This is a genomic window from Pseudomonas oleovorans subsp. oleovorans, from assembly GCF_002197815.1.
GTDB lineage: Bacteria > Pseudomonadota > Gammaproteobacteria > Pseudomonadales > Pseudomonadaceae > Aquipseudomonas > Aquipseudomonas oleovorans.
Map to the genome: position 1 here is coordinate 86,114 of NZ_NIUB01000008.1, position 17,522 is coordinate 103,635.

Consider the following 17,522-nt stretch of genomic DNA (forward strand, 5'->3'; position numbering starts at 1 on the left):
TGGCAAGCGTCCACCATATCGTCCGAGGTTCTGCATCATGGTCATCGACTTCAACCGGCTGAACAATGCCAATACGCCCGCCAATGCGGGACGTACCGGCGCGACTCAGGCTGGCAATCGCAATGAGTCGGCACAGCCGAACAAAGCGCCTGTCACCGGTACTGATGAACAGACCAACACCAAGAGCGGTGAATCGGTACAACTGAGCCGTGAGGCACAGCAGTTGCAAACAATCGGCGAGAAGCTGCGTGATCAGCCCATCGTCAACAAGGAGCGTGTGGCCCAGCTGAAACAGGCCATTGCTGATGGCAGCTATCAGGTCGACAGCAAACGCGTCGCCCAGAAACTGCTCGACTTCGAATCCCAGCGCTAGTCTCAGGGCTGCGCTGGGGGTGTTGGACGCCCGACCCCCAAGAGCCCGCCATGAACGACACAGCCTTGCTTGACCTCTTCACCAACGATATCGGCACCGCCGAGCAATTGCTTGAGCTGATCGATAACGAATTCCAGGCCCTCACCGAACGCGACCTGCCGCGCCTCGACAGCCTGCTCAGTGAAAAACAACCTCTGCTTGCCCTGCTTCAACAGCACGGCAACGAGCGCAGCCGTCTGCTGCAAAACGCCGGTCTGAGTGCAGATCGCGAAGGGCTCACTGCGCTGGCGAGCAAGTCCTCCGTAGGTGATCAGTTGCTGGTACGCAGTGAGGAGCTGTCCGCTCTCCTGCAGCGCTGCCAGGAGGCCAATCTACGCAATGGGCGTTTGATTCGCGCCAACCAGGCCTCGGTCGGCAGCGTCCTTGGTATTCTGCGCGGCGCAGAGACACCCGGCCTCTATGACAGCCGCGGCGGTGCCGCTAGAATCGCGCAGCAAAGACCGCTCAGCCAGGCCTGAGCCATCCCCCAACAAAAAGCACAGGGACATGCAGGCACTCTGCCAGTATGCTAGTGCCGTTATAGCTCATGAACCGGAGAGTTCCGTCCTGTGTCCAGCGCGTTCAACGACGAGAGCGGTCCTCAGCCGCCCAAGGTGCTCAAGACATCCGTCGAGATCATTGCCATCCTGCGTCAACTGCAACAGAACCATGACCCCCTGATCATTCAGTTCAAGGGGCGCGACCTGCGCTTCCAAAGCTACCTGGTTGAAATCGATAAAGACCGTGCTCGCGTGGCACTGGACGAAATCATCCCCAACGATGGTGAGCGTTTTCTCAAGCAGGGTGAAACCTTCAACATAGAAGCGTTTCGCGACGGGGTACGCGTCGCCTGGACCTGTGATCATGACGTGCAGCTCGGCGAGCTCGAGGGAGCCCCCTGCTACTGGGCGCCGCTACCCAGTGAGGTAATCTATCACCAGCGCCGCAGCGCCTTTCGCGCACAATTGAAACAAAGCGATCTGGTCAAGGTTGTACTCAATGGTGACAAACTGCGCGAGTCGCTGCCAGGCCATCTGCTGGACATCTCGGCCACCGGCTGCAAACTGCGTTTCGCCGGTAATCTCAGCCAGCAATTAAGCAATGGCCAGGTGCACGAGCGACTCACAGCTTACCTGCCCTTCGGCAACCTGACCTGCGCAGTGGAAATACGTCATGTGCAATACGAGGACAAGGTCGACATGACCTTCGTCGGCACTCGTTTTCATCGCATGACCGGTCTGGAGCAACGCCAGGTCGAGCGCTTCGTCTATCAACTGCAACGCGAGGCCCGTCGCACCGAGAGCGACGGCCCCTTCTGAGCCCACCCCCTCCATTCGCGCAAAGCCCGTAGGGTGGGCTTCAGCCCACCAAGGGAGGCCGCCGTGGGCTAAAGCCCACCCTACAAAGTCTGGCGGCGGACTACCCCCGCTTCACGTCCGGCTCAACCTCCTCCTCGCCCGCCGCAGCTGGCTCCTGCATCTGCTCCTGTACCGTCTGCTCATCGACCCTCGGGTCTAGCGCTGCAACCAGCGGTGAACTGGTGACATTACCGGGCATGGCCATATGCTGCAGTGGCGCATCATCGACCTGATGCTGATGGGTGACGACCTCTGGGCGAATACGCCAGACCAGGATCAGCGCACAGACACTGACAAACACATAGAGCATGTTGGCGCCATAAAAACGCATCAATACACCCGCCAATAATGGACCGATGCAGGCACCAACACCGAATGTCACCAACAGCATGGCCGTCAGTGATACCCGCCGCTCCGGCTCGACATGGTCATTGGCCAGGGCCACGGCCAGTGGGTAGAGGCTGAATTGCATCATGCTGACCAAAAAACCGACACCGAACAGCAGGCCGAGAAATACCTGTGGCAGTGCCGCCAACGGCAAGGCAGCCAGCAGCAGCAAGACCGAACAGCCACGAATCAGGCGCACGCGGTCATGTCGATCGGAAAGCCAGCCCAGCGGCCACTGCACCAGGAGACCCGCCAGGATGCAGCTGCCCATGAACAGCCCCACCTGCTCGGTCGATAGCCCCATCCGAGTGGCGTACAAAGGCGCCAGGCCATAAAAAGAACCGATCAACAGGCCAGCCACGGCGATAGCGGTCAGCGACAGCGGCACGCGACTGAGGAAGAAGCGCAGCTCCAGCGGTGCCGGATGCAAGGGCGCCGGGTGTAAACGCCGGGTCAGCGCTACGGGCACCAGACACAAGGCGAAGCACAGGGCGACCAACATGAGCAATTCCAGACCCAGCGTCGGATGCACCACCAGCGCCAGTTGCCCAAGAATCAGGCCCAGGTAGGAAGCCCCCATGTACCCGCTGAACACCAGGCCACGCTGCGTGGCTTCGGCCTGCTCGTTGAGCCAGCTCTCGATGACCATGTACTGACACATCATGCCCAGGCCCACCAGCATGCGCAGAAACAGCCAGAATGGCAGCCACTCGATCAGCCCATGGCCCAGCACAGCCGCCGTGACCACGCCGGCACAGGCCACGTAAGCACGGATATGCCCCACCCGACCGATCAGTCGATGCCCCAGCTTGCCGCCGAGCACAAGGCCAAAGTAATTGGCCGCCATCAGCGCACCGACCCAGAGACCATCCACGGTGTCAGCCAGACGCAGGGCCAGGTAGGTACTGAGCAGGCCAGAGCCGAGCAACATCAGCAAGGTGGCGAAATAGAGCGAGCGGAATGACTTCCAGATCAAGCGCATTGACGGGTAAAGCTCCTTGTGCACGGAAACCGGGAATGGCGGCGGGCCTGCGCGGCTAGGACGGCGCCCTTGGGGCGTGCGGGCGATGCAACTTTCGATGCCCTGGAAAACGAACAGTTCGATTGCCAACTCATCACGATTCAGACGCTCGCTTGCGCCGCACAGGGTACAGCGTAGCCTCAATTCTTCCTGTTCTTCGAGCGACCACGGGTCACACCCTGCCAGCCGCAGGTTTGCTGATCCGCCCCGGCAACTACCTGGCAGAGCCGGCAGACAAGCCTTGTAGAGATGCGACATGGGCTTGCGCCCTGTCGTCCAGATGCCCGTCCAGCGCACGAACCCCGATCCGGCTGTGCTAGAGTCGCGCGCTATTTTTTCGGCCTGCTCTCCATGGCACTACCGAAAAACCTCTCGAACCAGGCCCGACGCCACTTGCAACGCGCCCAGCAACCAGAGAACTCGCGATGTCCCAAGCCCTTCACCCTGCCCTGCAGCTACTCAACCGCACCAGCCTGGTGACACAGATCATCATCGGCCTGCTGGCAGGTATCGCCCTGGCCGTAATCGCTCCGCAGGCGGCACTGTCTGTCGCGTTCATCGGCAACGTATTCATCTCTGCGTTAAAGGCCGTCGCTCCGGTACTGGTGTTCATTCTGGTGATGTCATCCATCGCCAACCACCAACACGGCCAGCAAACCCACATCCGTCCGATTCTGATGATGTACCTGCTCGGCACCTTCAGCGCAGCGTTGGTAGCGGTAGTGGCCTGTTTCCTCTTCCCTTCCTCGTTGGTACTGAGTAGCCAGGCCGCCGAGCTGACACCCCCTGGCGGCATCGGTGAAGTCCTCAAGACGCTGCTGATGAACGTGGTCGACAACCCGGTCAATGCCCTGCTGAATGGTAACTTCATCGGTATCCTGGCCTGGGCTATCGGCCTCGGCTTCGCCTTCCGCCATGCCAGCGCCGGTAGCAAACAACTGCTGGGCGAACTGTCCAACGGTGTGACTGCCATCGTCAAGCTGGTGATCCGCCTGGCGCCGCTGGGGATCTTCGGCCTGGTCGCCGCCACCCTCGCCGAATCCGGCTTCGACGCCCTGCTCGGTTATCTGCACCTGCTGGTGGTGCTGGTCGGCTGCATGCTGCTGGTGGCCCTGGTGGTCAACCCGGCGCTGGTGTACTGGAAGATCCGTCGCAACCCCTACCCGCTGGTGTTCACCTGCCTGCGCGAAAGCGGCATCACCGCTTTCTTCACCCGTAGCTCGGCCGCCAACATTCCGGTCAACCTGCAACTGAGCCAGCGCCTGGGCCTGCACGAAGAAACCTACTCGGTCTCCATTCCGCTGGGCGCCACCATCAACATGGCCGGTGCCGCCATCACCATCACCGTGCTGACCATGGCTGCAGTGCACACCCTGGGCATCCCCGTCGATCTACCCACCGCCCTGCTGCTGAGCGTGCTGGCCTCGATCAGTGCCTGCGGCGCATCCGGTGTCGCCGGCGGCTCGCTGCTGCTGATCCCGCTGGCCTGCAGCCTGTTCGGCATCCCCAATGACGTGGCCATGCAGATCGTCGCCATCGGTTTCATCATCGGCATCGTTCAGGACTCGGCAGAAACCGCGCTGAACTCTTCCACCGACGTGCTGTTCACCGCCGCTGCCTGCATGGCACAAGAGCGTAAGGACAGCTGAGACCCATCGCGTTGATAGCAAGGCCCACCTCGCGTGTAATGCTGTTGACTTAAGCGGAGCAGCCTTGCGATCCACCGGGTAGCGGGTCTATGAAATCTTCACCGTCCTTGCTCTTGATGGCCTTGGGCGGTGATCCAGAAACAGCCCACCGACTCCTGCCCTCAACGCTGATAAGCGTTGTCCTGTTGCTGAAATCGGGTTGGCCGCTGCCATCACGATCAATTGCACGGCGATGTAGTGGGCCACCGGCTTGAAGCGGATGTCGCTTGGGGAGCGGCCAAAGGCGACGGCTGCCTGACTGGCTTCACGACGAATGATGTTGTAAGCCAGCAACAATCCCCAAACCTCTTGGTAGATCAGCTCCTTTACAGGCAAGAGCAGGCCGAATCGGCCTTTTTGAGGCAGGACGCCGGAACACAACAGGTGTTCATTGCCGCCCGTGTTCCTGTCTGTTCGCTCTTGTGCTCCATCGCTGAAAGCCCCGTGGTTACTGGCCCCAAGCATTCTAGGAGCACCAATCACACCAAGAACAAGGAATTTTTCAGGGGTATGGGTTTGCATGCTCAAACCGACTTGCCGAAGTTGACCGGCACCACGTTGCCGACCCCTTACCAACGGTGGGCGAAATCGTATGGGGTGACGTGCTGCTGCCGGTTGGCATCGAGGTAGTCGGCCCACCACTGGCACATCAGCCGGCGTTCCTGCAGGTGCTCTGCCTTGTGGATGTAGGCGCCACGCACCGTGTCGCGCTCTTGGTGGCTCATCCGCCTTTCAACGGCATCCTTCGACCATAGCCCCGACTCCACCAAGGCGGAACAGGCCATAGTGCGGAAGCCGTGGCCGCACAGATCAACCTTGGTGTCATAACCCATACGGCGCAGGGCCTTGTTGATGGTGTTCTCGCTCATGGGCTTGTGGTGGTAATGGTCGCCGGGGAACACCAGATCGAAGCGACCGGTGAGCTGCCGCACCTGTTCCAGCAGCTCCAGTGTCTGGCGGCTCAGCGGTACCAGGTGCGGAGTCCCCATCTTGGCGCCGCGGTGGGAGAACTTGACGCCCTCGATGGCCTCGCGCTGGCCGGGTATCTCCCACATGGCCCGGACGGTGTCGATCTCACTCCAACGGGCAAAACGCAGCTCGCTGGAGCGGATAAACACCAGCAGGGTGAGCGATACCGCATGCCGGGTCAGCGCCCGGCCGGAATCGGCCTTGATACGCTGCAGCAGCTCGGGTAGGCGATCCAGTGGCAAGGCGGGCCGGTGGGCACTCTTGCGGGTGGCCGTGGCGCCCACCAGGTCGTTGGCCGGGTTACTGTCGATCAGCCCATGCTGCACTGCCATACGCATGACCCCGGTGATGTACTGGCGCAGCCGGCCAGCCAGCTCCAGGGTGCCGCGCTTCTCCACGGCCTTGAGCGGCTGCATCAGATCCCGGGTTTTGAGCTCACCCAGCGGGCGCGCACCGAGCACCGGCAATACGTGCAACTCGAGGTTGCGCCACACCGTGGCGGCATGCCCTGGCGACCACTTGAGGGAACAGGCCGCATGCCATTCCTCGGCCATGGCCTTGAAGGTGTTGGCGCGGGCATTGGTGGCTTCGATCTTTGCGAGCCTGGCGGTCTCTATCGGGTCTTGATCGTGGGCCAGCAGCTCCAGGGCAGAAGCACGCCGATCACGGGCGGCCTTCAGGGTCAGCGCTGGGTAGTTGCCGAAAGTGGCCAGCCCCGCCCTATCATCGGGCCGGGTGAACTTGAAGCGCCACACCTTGGAACCGCTGGGCTTCACAGCCAGGTACAGGCCCTGACCATCGAACAGCTTGTATTCCTTCTCGCGCGGCTTGGCAGCCTCACACTTGGAATCTGTCAGAGGGGTGACTGGGCGTGCCATAGGAATACGTACCCTTATCGAACCGGCGTATCCCTAAACGTCTTCCTAAAACGTGGATATGTACAGAGACAATAGTAGACAGCCGGATACAACAAAGCCGGCTCAAGTGGCCGGCTTTACTGGGATTCGTAGACTTCTATAGACAGATAGAGTCAATCATTTGGCGTCCCCTGCTGGAATCGAACCAGCATCTAGCCCTTAGGAGGGGCTTATTCTATCCGTTGAACTAAGGGGACACGGCCGTATTGGCAACGGCCGGGCCGCATCTTAGCGGCGACACGCGCATTTGTCATGTCGCCACCGCTCACTTCCTAGGGCCTGCTGCCGTTTTACATGGGCAACCATAGGAAGGCTCAGGCCATGGCCACCACGCTCTCGTAATTTCTCTTGAGCTTGTCGAATCGAGAGACCACCTGTTCGTGCTGATCGAAGTCGACGTGAGTGAAGACGGACATCGGGTTACCTCGGATATAAAAAGCCGCCCCTCTCCCGCACGGGAGAGGGTGGCAAAGGGGATGGGTTTGCGGCTCAGGCAGCCGGTTCGAACAGCTGCACAGCGGCGATCTCGCTGACGGTCAGGCGTGCCTTGAGCTGCGTCGCCTGCTCGCGCGCCTTGGCCAGTGCCGCTTCCTTGACGTGGCCGTAGCCGCGGATCTGCTCGGGAATCTCGGCCAGCGCCACCGCCGTGCGGTAGTTACCGGCGTTGAGCTCGGCGAGCAGGTAGGCCACATTGGCTTCGTACTCCTCGATCAGCTCGCGCTCCAGGCGACGCTCGGCACTGTGGCCGAACGGATCGAGCACGCTGCCACGCAGGAACTTGAAGCGCGCCAGTACGCCGAACGCCTTGAGCATCCAGGGGCCGAAGCTGCGCTTGCGTGGCTGGCCGGTAACCGCATCGGGCTTGCTCAACCAGCTCGGCGCCACGTGGAACTGCAGTTGGTAGTCGCCTTCGAACTGCGCTTCGAGCTGCTTGCGGAACGTGGCATCGCTGTACAGCCGCGCCACTTCGTACTCGTCCTTGTAGGCCAGGAGCTTGAAGTAATAGCGAGCTACGGCCTTGCTCAGGCGCTGCTGCGCATCGGTATCGGCCTTGCGCACGTGCTCGACCAGCTCACGGTAGCGTTCGGCATAGGCCGCGTTCTGGTAGGCGGTCAGACGCTGCACACGGTCGGCAACGATTTCCTCCAGCGTGCTGCAATGCGGCGCTTCGACGACCTTGGGCGCGGCGAGCTTTTCCACCGCAGCCAGGTCATGTGCGGCGCGACGGCCCCAGAGGAAGGCCTGCTGGTTGAGTTGAACGGACACGCCGTTGAGCTCGATGGCCTTGTTCAGCGCTTCGGCCGATACCGGCACCAGGCCCAACTGATAGGCATAGCCGAGCATGAACAGGTTGGTGGCGATGCTATCGCCGAGCAGGCGAGTGGCCAGGCGAGTAGCGTCGACGAAACGAGTCTTGCCCTCGCCCACCGCCTCGCTGATCGCCTCGCGCATGGCTGCGCCGGGAACCTGGGCGTCCGGGTTGCGGGTGAACTCGGCAGTGGCCGCCTCATGACTGTTGATCACCGCATGGGCGATCTTGTCGTTGAGCTTGGCCAGCGCCTCTTCGCTGGACGACACCACCAGGTCGCAACCCAGCAGCAGGTCGGTTTCCCCGGCGGCGATGCGCACCGCGTAGATGTCGCTCTGCTGCGCGGCGATGCGGATATGGGTGATCACCGGGCCGAACTTCTGCGCCAGGCCGGCCTGGTCGAGCACGGTGCAGCCCTTGCCTTCGATATGCGCGGCCATGCCCAGCAGCGCGCCAACGGTGGTCACACCGCTACCGCCAACACCGGGCAGAAGGATGTTCCAGGGGCGAGTCAGGGCCGGCTGTTTCGGCTCCGGCAGGGCGATGAACAGCGCACCGAGGCCAACGGCCTCGGGCTTGCGCAGGCTGCCGCCGTGCACGGTGACGAAACTCGGGCAGAAGCCCTCCAGGCAGCTGAAGTCCTTGTTACAGGCACTCTGGTCGATCTCGCGCTTGCGCCCCAGTTCGGTTTCCAGCGGCAGCACCGACAGGCAGTTGGATTTCACGCTGCAGTCGCCACAGCCTTCGCACACGGCCGGGTTGATGAAGGCGCGCTTGGCCGGATCGACCATCTTGCCGCGCTTGCGCCGACGACGTTTTTCGGTGGCGCAGGTCTGGTCGTAGAGGATCACCGACACACCTTTTACCTCGCGCAACTCACGCTGCACGGCGTCCAGTTCGCGGCGGTGGTGGAAGGTCACGCCCGGGGCGAAGGTGGCGCGGGTCGGGTACTTGTCCGGCTCATCGCTGACCAGGGCGATGCGTTTGACGCCCTCGGCATGCACCTGCTGGCTGAGCTGGTCGATACGCAGCTCGCCGTCGATGGGCTGGCCGCCGGTCATCGCCACCGCATCGTTGTAGAGAATCTTGTAGGTGATATTGACCCCGGCGGCCACGGCCGCGCGCAGGGCCAGATGGCCGGAGTGGAAGTAGGTGCCGTCACCGAGGTTCTGGAACACGTGCGGCGTATCGGTGAACGGCGCCTGGCCGATCCAGGTGGCGCCCTCGCCGCCCATCTGGGTGAAGGTGTCGGTGCTGCGATCCATCCACTGGGTCATGTAATGGCAACCGATGCCAGCGAGGGCGCGGCTGCCCTCCGGCACCTTGGTCGAGCTGTTGTGCGGGCAGCCGGAGCAGAAATGCGGGGTGCGCACGGTCTTGTGCTTGGGCGCGGCCAGGGCCTTTTCCTTGGCATCGAGGAAGGCCAGGCGCTCTTCGATGGTCGGGCTGCTGTAGATCGGCGCCAGGCGCTTGGCGATCACCCGGGCGATCATCGCCGGAGTCAATTCGCCCAAGTTGGGCAGCAGCGAATTACCCTGTTCATCGAACTCGCCGACCACGCGCGGGCGCTTGCCCACTGGCCAGTTATAGAGCTGGCCGGTGAGCTGGTCTTCGATGATGCTGCGTTTCTCTTCCACCACCAGAATTTCGTCCAGGCCTTCGGCGAACTGGTGCACCGACACCGGCTCCAGCGGCCAGCTCATGCCGACCTTGAGCACGCGCAGGCCAACCTGGGCGCACAGTGCTTCGTCCAGGCCGAGGTCATCCAGGGCCTGGCGCACGTCGAGGTAGGACTTGCCGGTGGTGATGATGCCCAGACGCGGGTTGGGCGAATCGAGCTTGACCTGGTTGAGGTTGTTGGCCAGGGCGAAGGCGCGCGCGGCGTAGATCTTGTAGACGTTGAGGCGCTTTTCCTGGGCCAGGGGCGGATCGGGCCAGCGGATGTGCACGCCGTCTTCCGGCAGTTGGAAATCCTCGGGGATCTTTATCTGGATACGCAGTGGATCGACGTCCACCACGGCCGAGGAGTCGACGTTCTCGGCGATGGTCTTCAGCGCTACCCAGCAGCCGCTGTAGCGCGACAGCTCCCAGCCGATGATGCCGTAGTCCAGCACTTCCTGGACGTTGGCCGGGTTGAGCACCGGGATCGACGCGGCGATGAACGCATGCTCGCTCTGGTGGGCGATGGTCGAGGACTTGCAGCCATGATCGTCGCCGGCCAACACCAGCACGCCGCCATGCTTGGAAACACCGGCCGAGTTGCCGTGCTTGAACACGTCACCGCTGCGGTCGACGCCCGGCCCCTTGCCGTACCACATGGCGAACACGCCGTCGTAGCGGGCGCCGGGGAACAGGTTGGCCTGCTGGCTGCCCCACACCGCGGTCGCGCCCAGCTCTTCGTTGACGCCGGGCTGGAAGTGGATGTGGTTTTCCTTCAGGTACTCGCGCGCGTCCCACAGGCTCTTGTCCAGGCCGCCAAGGGGCGAGCCGCGATAGCCGGAGATGAAGCAGGCGGTATTGAGTCCGAAGGCGGCATCACGCTGCTTCTGCAGCATGGGCAGGCGGGTGAGCGCCTGAGTGCCGGTCAGATAGAGGTGACCCGTGGCGAGGCGGTATTTGTCATCCAGGCGGATTTCGGCCAGTGACATGGAGCGCTCCTTTTATTTTTATGGCGAGCACAAAGGAGCGCGATGGTAGACACGCTCCATTGGTTTCCACAGCAGGATCACTGCGACGGATTTGCCTAAAGCATGACCGGAGGGTTCCGCTTTTTTATTTCTATATTCGGGCTTCGAAGGCAATACTCCGCATGATCCTTCCAACAATCACAATAATTTGGAAACAATCATGCAGGACAAACTCAGCCCCATCGACCGGCGGATTCTCCGCCTGCTGCAACACGATGCCGACCTATCTGCCGCCGAGGTGGCGGAAAAGGTCGAGCTGTCGCAGTCACCCTGCTGGCGGCGCATCAACCGCATGCAGGAAGAGGGATTGATCGAACGCAAGGTCGCCCTGCTCAACCATAAGCGCCTGGGCTTCGGCATCACGGTGTTCGTCGACATCAAGCTGTCGGCACACGGCCGCGGCAATCTGGATGAGTTCGAGCAAGCTGTGGTCGGCTACCCGCAGGTACTGGAGTGCTACAGCATGGCCGGCGGTTCGGACTACCTGCTCAAGGTGGTGGCCAAGGACATCGCCGACTACGAGCGCTTCCTGCGTGACCACCTGCTGCAGCGCCCGCACGTGCACGAGGCGCACTCGCATATCGCCATGAGCGAGGTCAAACGCACCACCGAGCTGCCGCTGGATTAACGCCCTGGCCTGCGCGTCCGCCAAGCGGCCAGCAGCGATGGGCCGAGCGCGGTGAGTGCCGAGCCAAGCACCACCACCACGGCGCCAGCGTAGGCGATCCAGTTGACCTGCTCAGGTAGCACGTGGTCCGGCCACCAGGTCGAGGCCAGGGCCACGGAGACGAAGGTCACCAACGGGGTCAGCGCCAGGGTCGCACTGACCCGTGAAGCCTCCCAATGCGCCAGTGCCTCGGCGAAGGCGCCATAGGCCACCAGGGTATTCAGGCAGCAAGCCAGCAGCAGCCAGCCTTGCAGCGGGCTCAGTTGCAGCGCTTGTAGCGGCTGCGCCCAGGGCGTCAGCAACAGCGCGCAGGCCAGGTAGATAACCATCATCACCTGCACCGAATTCCACGAGGTCAGCAGTTGCTTCTGCGCCAGGCCGTAGAAGGTCCAGACAAAGGCAGCCGCCAGCACGGTCAGCACCCCGGTGGTATAGGTGGTCAGCGAGGTCAGCAGCTCACCCAGGCGCTGATTGAAGAACAGGCCGAAGCCCAGCAGCATGACCATCAGGCCAAGCGCCTGGCCCAGACTGAAACGCTCGCGAAAGACGAACAGGCTGCTGATCAGCAACAGGATCGGCGCCACCTGGATCACCAGTTGCGTGGTACCGGGGCTGAGCAGGTTGAGCCCGACCAGGTACAGCACGTAGTTGGCCGTCAGCCCGCCAATGGCCAGCGCCAGCAGCCAGCCGCCCTTGCGCCCGAGCGGACGGAAACGCGGTAACCGACGGCTCGCAGCCAGGTAGGCAAACAGCAGCGAACCGGCCACGGCCAGGCGATACCAGGTGACCGTGACCGGATCCATGACCAGGAGAACTTCTTTCAGCTTGATTGGCAGGATGCCCCAAAGCACCGAAGTGATCAGGGCCAGCAGCAGACCGTACATCCAACGGCCGGAAGAAATGTGCATGGCAACCTCTGGCAGGCGGCCAACAGAGCATGTCGACCGCAGCAGAGCATTCTAGGAGAGGCCACCACACCGACACAGCAACAGTTCAGCCCAGTTGCCGAGCGAAACTGTACTGATCGGCAACCCAGAAACGCCAGCCGACCGGCGCCAATAATCTATAAGATCCGCTAAAAGCACCTAACAAGCCGCCAAAATCTACCATCTGTCGTTTTGCCAAGCAGGTCGCATTGGCCACAGTAGACTCAGGTTATCCAGCACCTGCAGATGGAGTCCCCGCCATGTTCGGCCAACGCACCGTCGACCCCCAACCGGGCACGCATTACCGCAGCTCACGCGTCAGCGCCGTCAACGGCCAGTATTTCTTCGCCACTCGCGAAGGCACGCTGGAGGGCCCCTACCTCTCCCGTCACGACGCCGAACAGAGCATCGTGCGCTATATCGAGCGCATGGTCATGGCCGACAAGCTGATGCGTCATAGCAGCGAGCACATCGACAACCTGCAACGCCGCGAAGCGATCAAGCACAATCAGGAGCTTTGAGCGCTCCCACCTACAGACGCGCCAAGCCCAAATCCCCCCGATGCGCCGCGAGATGCGGCAGCACTGCGGCCAGCAAAGGCTCCTTGAAGGCATCCTGAAAGCGATGCGCCAGGCCCGGAATCAACTTGAGTTCGGAGCCCTTGATATGCGCAGCCACGTGTACCCCATGCATTACCGGCAATAGCGGGTCGGCCGTGCCGTGCACCACCAGCGTCGGCACGTTCAGGCGATTGAGCAACTCGACCCGACTCGACTCGGCAAGAATCGCCAGCAGCTGACGCTGCACGCCTTCGGGATTGAAGGCGCGGTCATAGGCCTGTTCAGCCTGATGCAAGAGCAAGGCACGATCATCATGCACCGACGGGCTACCGAGGGCCGCCAGCAAGTCTGCCTGCTGCTGCAGAGCGGCCTCGCGACTCCCCGCCTCGCGCCTTGCCAGCAGCGCCACCAGCGCATCGCTGGGTGCAGGCAGTCCTTGAGCACCCGAGCTGGTCATCACCAGCGTCAGACTGAGAACGCGCTGCGGCGCCAGATCGGCCAGGTGCTGGGCGATCATGCCGCCCATGCTCGCACCCAGTACATGGAAGTTGTCGACGCCCAGACGATCCATCAACCCCAGGGCATCGCCCGCCATGTCGCGCAGGTGATAAGGCGCGCCGAGCGAAAGGCCCAGGCGATAGCGCAGTACCTCGTAAGGCAGGTTGATGCTCGGCGCCGGCCGCCGCCACGTGCTCAGCCCGACATCGCGATTGTCGAAGCGCACGACGCGAAAGCCCTGCTGACACAGGCGCTCGACCACCTCGTCAGGCCAGTGGATCAACTGTCCGCCCAGCCCCATCACCAGCAGCAGCGCCGGGTCGCGCTCACTGCCGATGCTTTGATAAGCCAGACGCACCTCACCGACATCCGCATAGCGGGTCGGCTCGGACAGGTCGCAACGATTGGCCGCAAGAGACGGCAGGCCGCAAAGCAACGCGGCCAGGAAAATGAATGCACGCATGGAAACACCAGAAACGCAGAACCCCACTGAAGCGCGAGTCTGATGAAAGTCGTTCGACGGCGCTGCCACACAAGCGTGACAGTTTGATGAAGGGGGACGAACGGTTGCCCAGACGGTGACCAGAAGTGCGATCCAGAGCGTCGCGAGCGCCCCTCCTACCTATCCGTAGGAGGGGCTTCAGCCGCGACCACTGCCGGGGAATCAGGCCAGCTCGGCGCGCAACTGCCTGGCGGCGGCCACCATGTTCACCAACGCCGCCTCGGTTTCCGGCCAGGCGCGGGTTTTCAGGCCGCAATCGGGGTTGACCCACAGGCGTTCGAGCGGGATACGCCGCGCCGCCTTGCGCAACAACCCGACCATCTCGGCGCTGTCCGGCACCCGTGGCGAGTGGATGTCATACACGCCGGGGCCGATGTCGTTCGGGTAAGCGAACTTCTCGAACGCTGCCAACAGCTCCATGTCCGAACGCGAGGTCTCGATGGTGATCACGTCGGCATCCATCGCCGCGATGGACTCGATCACATCGTTGAACTCGCTGTAGCACATGTGGGTGTGGATCTGCGTCTCGTCGCGCACACCGCTGGCGGTGAGGCGGAAGGCCTCGGTGGCCCAGTCCAGGTAGTGCTGCCAGGCGGCCTGACGTAACGGCAACCCTTCGCGAAACGCCGCCTCGTCGATCTGGATGATCTTGATACCGGCTGCCTCCAGATCCACCACTTCGTCACGAATCGCCAGCGCCAGTTGCTGCGCCTGCACTTCACGTGACACGTCCTCGCGCGGGAACGACCACATCAGCATGGTCACCGGGCCGGTCAGCATGCCCTTCATCACCTTGTCGGTCAGACCCTGGGCGTACTTGATCCATTCCACCGTCATGGCCTTGGGTCGGCTCAGGTCGCCAACGATCACCGCCGGTTTGACGCAACGTGAGCCGTAACTCTGCACCCAGCCGAAGCGGGTGAAGGCATAGCCATCGAGTTGTTCGGCAAAGTACTCGACCATATCGTTGCGCTCGGCCTCGCCATGCACCAGCACGTCCAGCCCCAGGCGCTCCTGCACCTGTACCGCCTGGCGAATTTCACTCTGCATGACCTCGGTGTATTCGGCCGCACTCAGCTTGCCTTGCTTGAACGACTGCCGCGCCAGGCGAATCGCCGAGGTCTGCGGGAAGGAGCCGATGGTGGTGGTCGGCAACAATGGCAGTTGCAGGCACTCACGCTGTTGTTCGATGCGCTCGGCGAACGCCGACTGGCGCTGGGCATGACGCGGACGAATCGCCGCCAGACGGGCCTGCACCTCGGGTTTGTGAATACGCCCTGAAGCCGCACGAGCAGCCTGTACTGAGCGGCTCGCTTGCAAGGCGGCATGCACAGAAGCGTCTTCCGGCACCTCCAGGGCCTTACCGAGCAATGCGACCTCCTGACATTTCTGCACGGCAAAAGCCAGCCAGCCTTTCAGCTCGGCATCGAGCTGGTCTTCGCGCATCAGGTCCACCGGGCTGTGCAGCAGCGAGCAGGACGGCGCGACCCACAGCCGGTCGCCCAAACGCTCGTGAGCGTGGCGCAGCACCTCAAGGGCTTTCTCCAGATCGCAGCGCCAGACGTTGCGCCCGTTGACCACGCCCAGCGACAACACTTTATAAGCCGGCAGACGGTCGAGAATGGTCGGGTACTGCTCCGGCGCACGTACCAGGTCGATATGCAGGCCATCTACAGGCAGGTTGGCGGCCAGACCGAGGTTGTCTTCCAGGCCGCCAAAGTAGGTGGCGATCAGCTTCTTGCAGGGTTCGCGCTGAATCAGGTTGTAGGCGCGCTCGAAGGCGTTCTTCCAAGCCTGTGGCAGATCGAGCACCAGAATCGGCTCGTCGATCTGCACCCACTCCACGCCCTGCGCGGCCAGACGCTGGAAGATCTCGCCATAGACCGGCAGCAGACTTTCGAGCAGCTCCAGCTTGTCGAAGTCGCCACCCTTGGCCTTGCCCAGCCATAGATAGGTCAGCGGACCGATAAGCACCGGCTTGACGTCGTGACCGAGGGCATGCGCCTCAGCCACCTCCTCGAACAGTTGCTCCCAGCTCAGGGCGAACTGCTGGTCAGCACTGAACTCCGGCACCAGGTAGTGGTAGTTGGTATTGAACCACTTGGTCATTTCCTGGGCGTGGGCACCACCGCAGCAACTGCCACTGCTCTTGTTTGCAACGGCCCCACGGGCCATGGCGAACAGGGTCTCCAGCGTCGGCTTGCCGGCGGCCGGGCGAAAGCGCTCGGGAATCACACCGAAGGCCAGCGAATGAGCGAGTACCTGGTCGTACCAGGCGAAGTCACCCACCGGCAGCAGATCGATGCCGGCATCCTTCTGCAATTGCCAGTGCTCGGCGCGCAGACGCTGGCCGACGGCGCGCAAGCCGGCTTCGTCCAGCTCACCTTGCCAGTGGGCTTCGAGGGCTTTCTTCAGTTCGCGGTCGCGGCCGATGCGCGGGAAACCGAGGGAATGGGACAGGGCCATGTCGTGAAACTCCAGAATCAATCGAGATGGCGCCATTCTCGGCACCAACACCGAGTGAGACAAACTCAAGATTTTCGTCTTGATCTAAAGATTTACTCATGTAGGCTGTATGAACCATTTTCATCCAGACACGCAACTGGATGAGTGAAACCTTTTAGAGAATCGCCATGCTCGAGCTACGCCACCTGAAAACCCTGCACGCCCTGCGCGAAACCGACAGCCTGGTGGAAGCCGCCGAACGCCTGCACCTGACCCAGTCGGCCCTTTCACACCAGTTCAAGGAGCTGGAAGAGCGCCTCGGCCTGCAGCTGTTCGTGCGCAAGACCAAGCCCGTGCGCTTCACCAGCGCCGGCCTGCGCCTGCTACAGCTCGCCGACGCCACCCTGCCCCTGCTCCGCGGCGCCGAGCGTGATTTGGCGCGCCTGGCGGGCGGCACCGCTGGCCGCTTGCACATGGCCATCGAATGCCACAGCTGCTTCCAGTGGCTGATGCCGACCATCGATCAGTTCCGCGACGCCTGGCCGGAGGTGGAACTGGACCTGGCCTCGGGCTTCTCCTTCGCCCCGCTGCCGGCCCTGGCCCGGGGAGATCTGGACCTGGTGGTGACCTCGGACCCACTGGAACTGCCCGGCATCACCTATGTACCGCTGTTCACCTACGAAGCCATGCTGGCGGTGGCCAACCAGCACCCACTGGCCAGCAAGGCCTGCATCAGGCCAGAAGACCTGGCCACGGAGACGCTGATCACCTACCCGGTAGAGCGCGACCGCCTGGATATCTTTACCCGCTTCCTTGAGCCTGCGGATGTGGAACCCGCCCAGGTACGCACCTCCGAGCTGACGGTGATGATGATGCAGCTGGTGGCCAGCGGCCGCGGCGTCTGCGGCCTGCCCAACTGGGCGCTGCACGAATACAGCTCACGCGGTTATGTGACGGCCAAGCGCCTGGGCGACAAGGGCCTGTTCGCCACCCTGTACGCCGGCATCCGCACCGATATGCTCGATGCACCCTTTATGCGCGACTTCCTGCTCACCGCCAAGGACACCTCCTTCGCCAATCTGGAAGGAGTCAGCGTGGCGCGCTGAGCGGCTGGCCCCACTTCACAGAGTGGCGTTGCACGCCCGCAATAGCGATTTGCTAAAACCGTGATCTGAA

General features: G+C 62.5%; 13 protein-coding genes, 1 tRNA gene and 1 pseudogene. 7 read left to right on the forward strand and 8 right to left on the reverse strand.

Translation table 11 applies throughout. The annotated features are described in order from the left end of the window. Positions 1 to 37 precede the first annotated feature (37 nt). The 3 genes from flgM (at position 38) to PSOLE_RS06730 (ending at position 1,731) form a co-directional block, all read left to right on the forward strand. Complete coding sequence (gene flgM, locus PSOLE_RS06720) at positions 38 to 373, forward strand: flagellar biosynthesis anti-sigma factor FlgM (protein ID WP_003460690.1); 336 nt, start codon at positions 38 to 40, stop codon at positions 371 to 373. Positions 374 to 423: 50 nt separating this feature from the next. After that, on the forward strand, positions 424 to 891 hold the full coding sequence (locus PSOLE_RS06725; RefSeq protein WP_003460689.1) for a flagella synthesis protein FlgN: 468 nt from the start codon (positions 424 to 426) through the stop codon (positions 889 to 891). 90 nt (positions 892 to 981) lie between these two features. Continuing rightward, positions 982 to 1,731, forward strand: coding sequence for a flagellar brake protein (locus PSOLE_RS06730; RefSeq protein WP_074856806.1), 750 nt, complete (start codon positions 982 to 984; stop codon positions 1,729 to 1,731). Between the two features lie 100 nt (positions 1,732 to 1,831). Here PSOLE_RS06730 and PSOLE_RS06735 read toward each other — a convergent pair whose 3' ends face one another. Continuing rightward, positions 1,832 to 3,139 carry an MFS transporter gene (locus tag PSOLE_RS06735; RefSeq protein ID WP_055986504.1) on the reverse strand — a complete coding sequence of 436 codons (1,308 nt, stop codon included), beginning with the start codon at positions 3,137 to 3,139 and terminating at the stop codon, positions 1,832 to 1,834. A 464-nt stretch (positions 3,140 to 3,603) separates the two neighbouring features. Between PSOLE_RS06735 and sstT the strand changes: the two genes are divergently transcribed. Continuing rightward, entirely contained in the window at positions 3,604 to 4,827 is a 1,224-nt protein-coding gene (gene sstT, locus PSOLE_RS06740) for a serine/threonine transporter SstT (RefSeq protein ID WP_074856803.1), read from the forward strand. Positions 4,828 to 4,914: 87 nt separating this feature from the next. On the opposite strand, the pseudogene PSOLE_RS06745 reads toward sstT, so the two are convergent. The 4 genes and pseudogenes from PSOLE_RS06745 to PSOLE_RS06760 form a co-directional block, all read right to left on the reverse strand. Then, positions 4,915 to 5,190: pseudogene (locus PSOLE_RS06745) on the reverse strand (IS4 family transposase); the annotation flags it as partial. 245 nt (positions 5,191 to 5,435) lie between these two features. After that, the gene (locus PSOLE_RS06750; RefSeq protein ID WP_003460680.1) at positions 5,436 to 6,713 is read right to left on the reverse strand and encodes a tyrosine-type recombinase/integrase; all 1,278 of its coding nucleotides are present in this window, start codon (positions 6,711 to 6,713) and stop codon (positions 5,436 to 5,438) included. Positions 6,714 to 6,874: 161 nt separating this feature from the next. After that, a tRNA-Arg gene (locus PSOLE_RS06755) sits at positions 6,875 to 6,949 on the reverse strand. Between the two features lie 292 nt (positions 6,950 to 7,241). Then, a complete protein-coding gene (locus PSOLE_RS06760) occupies positions 7,242 to 10,709 on the reverse strand; it encodes an indolepyruvate ferredoxin oxidoreductase family protein (protein ID WP_074856801.1) in 3,468 nt (1,155 codons plus the stop codon). A 199-nt stretch (positions 10,710 to 10,908) separates the two neighbouring features. Here PSOLE_RS06760 and PSOLE_RS06765 point away from each other — a divergent pair, with 199 nt between their 5' ends. Then, a complete protein-coding gene (locus PSOLE_RS06765) occupies positions 10,909 to 11,376 on the forward strand; it encodes an Lrp/AsnC family transcriptional regulator (RefSeq protein WP_003460678.1) in 468 nt (155 codons plus the stop codon). Here PSOLE_RS06765 and PSOLE_RS06770 read toward each other — a convergent pair. Next, positions 11,373 to 12,323, reverse strand: coding sequence for a DMT family transporter (locus PSOLE_RS06770; protein ID WP_074856799.1), 951 nt, complete (start codon positions 12,321 to 12,323; stop codon positions 11,373 to 11,375). The two genes, PSOLE_RS06765 and PSOLE_RS06770, sit on opposite strands and share 4 nt — an antisense overlap. A 278-nt stretch (positions 12,324 to 12,601) precedes the next feature. On the opposite strand from PSOLE_RS06770, the gene PSOLE_RS06775 reads away from it, so the two are divergent. After that, entirely contained in the window at positions 12,602 to 12,862 is a 261-nt protein-coding gene (locus PSOLE_RS06775; RefSeq protein ID WP_003460676.1) for a DUF6316 family protein, read from the forward strand. A gap of 10 nt (positions 12,863 to 12,872) precedes the next feature. Here PSOLE_RS06775 and PSOLE_RS06780 read toward each other — a convergent pair whose 3' ends face one another. Further along, complete coding sequence (locus tag PSOLE_RS06780; RefSeq protein ID WP_003460675.1) at positions 12,873 to 13,862, reverse strand: alpha/beta fold hydrolase; 990 nt, start codon at positions 13,860 to 13,862, stop codon at positions 12,873 to 12,875. Between the two features lie 201 nt (positions 13,863 to 14,063). Further along, complete coding sequence (gene metE / locus PSOLE_RS06785) at positions 14,064 to 16,367, reverse strand: 5-methyltetrahydropteroyltriglutamate--homocysteine S-methyltransferase (RefSeq protein ID WP_074856795.1); 2,304 nt, start codon at positions 16,365 to 16,367, stop codon at positions 14,064 to 14,066. Positions 16,368 to 16,534: 167 nt separating this feature from the next. Here metE and metR point away from each other — a divergent pair, with 167 nt between their 5' ends. Next, the gene (metR, locus tag PSOLE_RS06790) at positions 16,535 to 17,452 is read left to right on the forward strand and encodes a transcriptional regulator MetR (RefSeq protein WP_055986523.1); all 918 of its coding nucleotides are present in this window, start codon (positions 16,535 to 16,537) and stop codon (positions 17,450 to 17,452) included. The last annotated feature ends 70 nt before the right edge of the window (positions 17,453 to 17,522 follow it).

What these genes read in the sequence shown, in the direction of transcription:
- sstT (WP_074856803.1), top strand. Translation starts at nt 3,604, where the DNA reads ATGTCCCAAGCCCTTCACCCTGCCCTGCAGCTACTCAACCGCACCAGC.
- PSOLE_RS06775 (WP_003460676.1), top strand. Translation starts at nt 12,602, where the DNA reads ATGTTCGGCCAACGCACCGTCGACCCCCAACCGGGCACGCATTACCGC.
- metE (WP_074856795.1), bottom strand. Translation starts at nt 16,367, where the DNA reads ATGGCCCTGTCCCATTCCCTCGGTTTCCCGCGCATCGGCCGCGACCGC.
- PSOLE_RS06765 (WP_003460678.1), top strand. Translation starts at nt 10,909, where the DNA reads ATGCAGGACAAACTCAGCCCCATCGACCGGCGGATTCTCCGCCTGCTG.
- metR (WP_055986523.1), top strand. Translation starts at nt 16,535, where the DNA reads ATGCTCGAGCTACGCCACCTGAAAACCCTGCACGCCCTGCGCGAAACC.
- PSOLE_RS06760 (WP_074856801.1), bottom strand. Translation starts at nt 10,709, where the DNA reads ATGTCACTGGCCGAAATCCGCCTGGATGACAAATACCGCCTCGCCACG.
- PSOLE_RS06735 (WP_055986504.1), bottom strand. Translation starts at nt 3,139, where the DNA reads ATGCGCTTGATCTGGAAGTCATTCCGCTCGCTCTATTTCGCCACCTTG.
- flgM (WP_003460690.1), top strand. Translation starts at nt 38, where the DNA reads ATGGTCATCGACTTCAACCGGCTGAACAATGCCAATACGCCCGCCAAT.
- PSOLE_RS06725 (WP_003460689.1), top strand. Translation starts at nt 424, where the DNA reads ATGAACGACACAGCCTTGCTTGACCTCTTCACCAACGATATCGGCACC.
- PSOLE_RS06750 (WP_003460680.1), bottom strand. Translation starts at nt 6,713, where the DNA reads ATGGCACGCCCAGTCACCCCTCTGACAGATTCCAAGTGTGAGGCTGCC.
- PSOLE_RS06780 (WP_003460675.1), bottom strand. Translation starts at nt 13,862, where the DNA reads ATGCGTGCATTCATTTTCCTGGCCGCGTTGCTTTGCGGCCTGCCGTCT.
- PSOLE_RS06770 (WP_074856799.1), bottom strand. Translation starts at nt 12,323, where the DNA reads ATGCACATTTCTTCCGGCCGTTGGATGTACGGTCTGCTGCTGGCCCTG.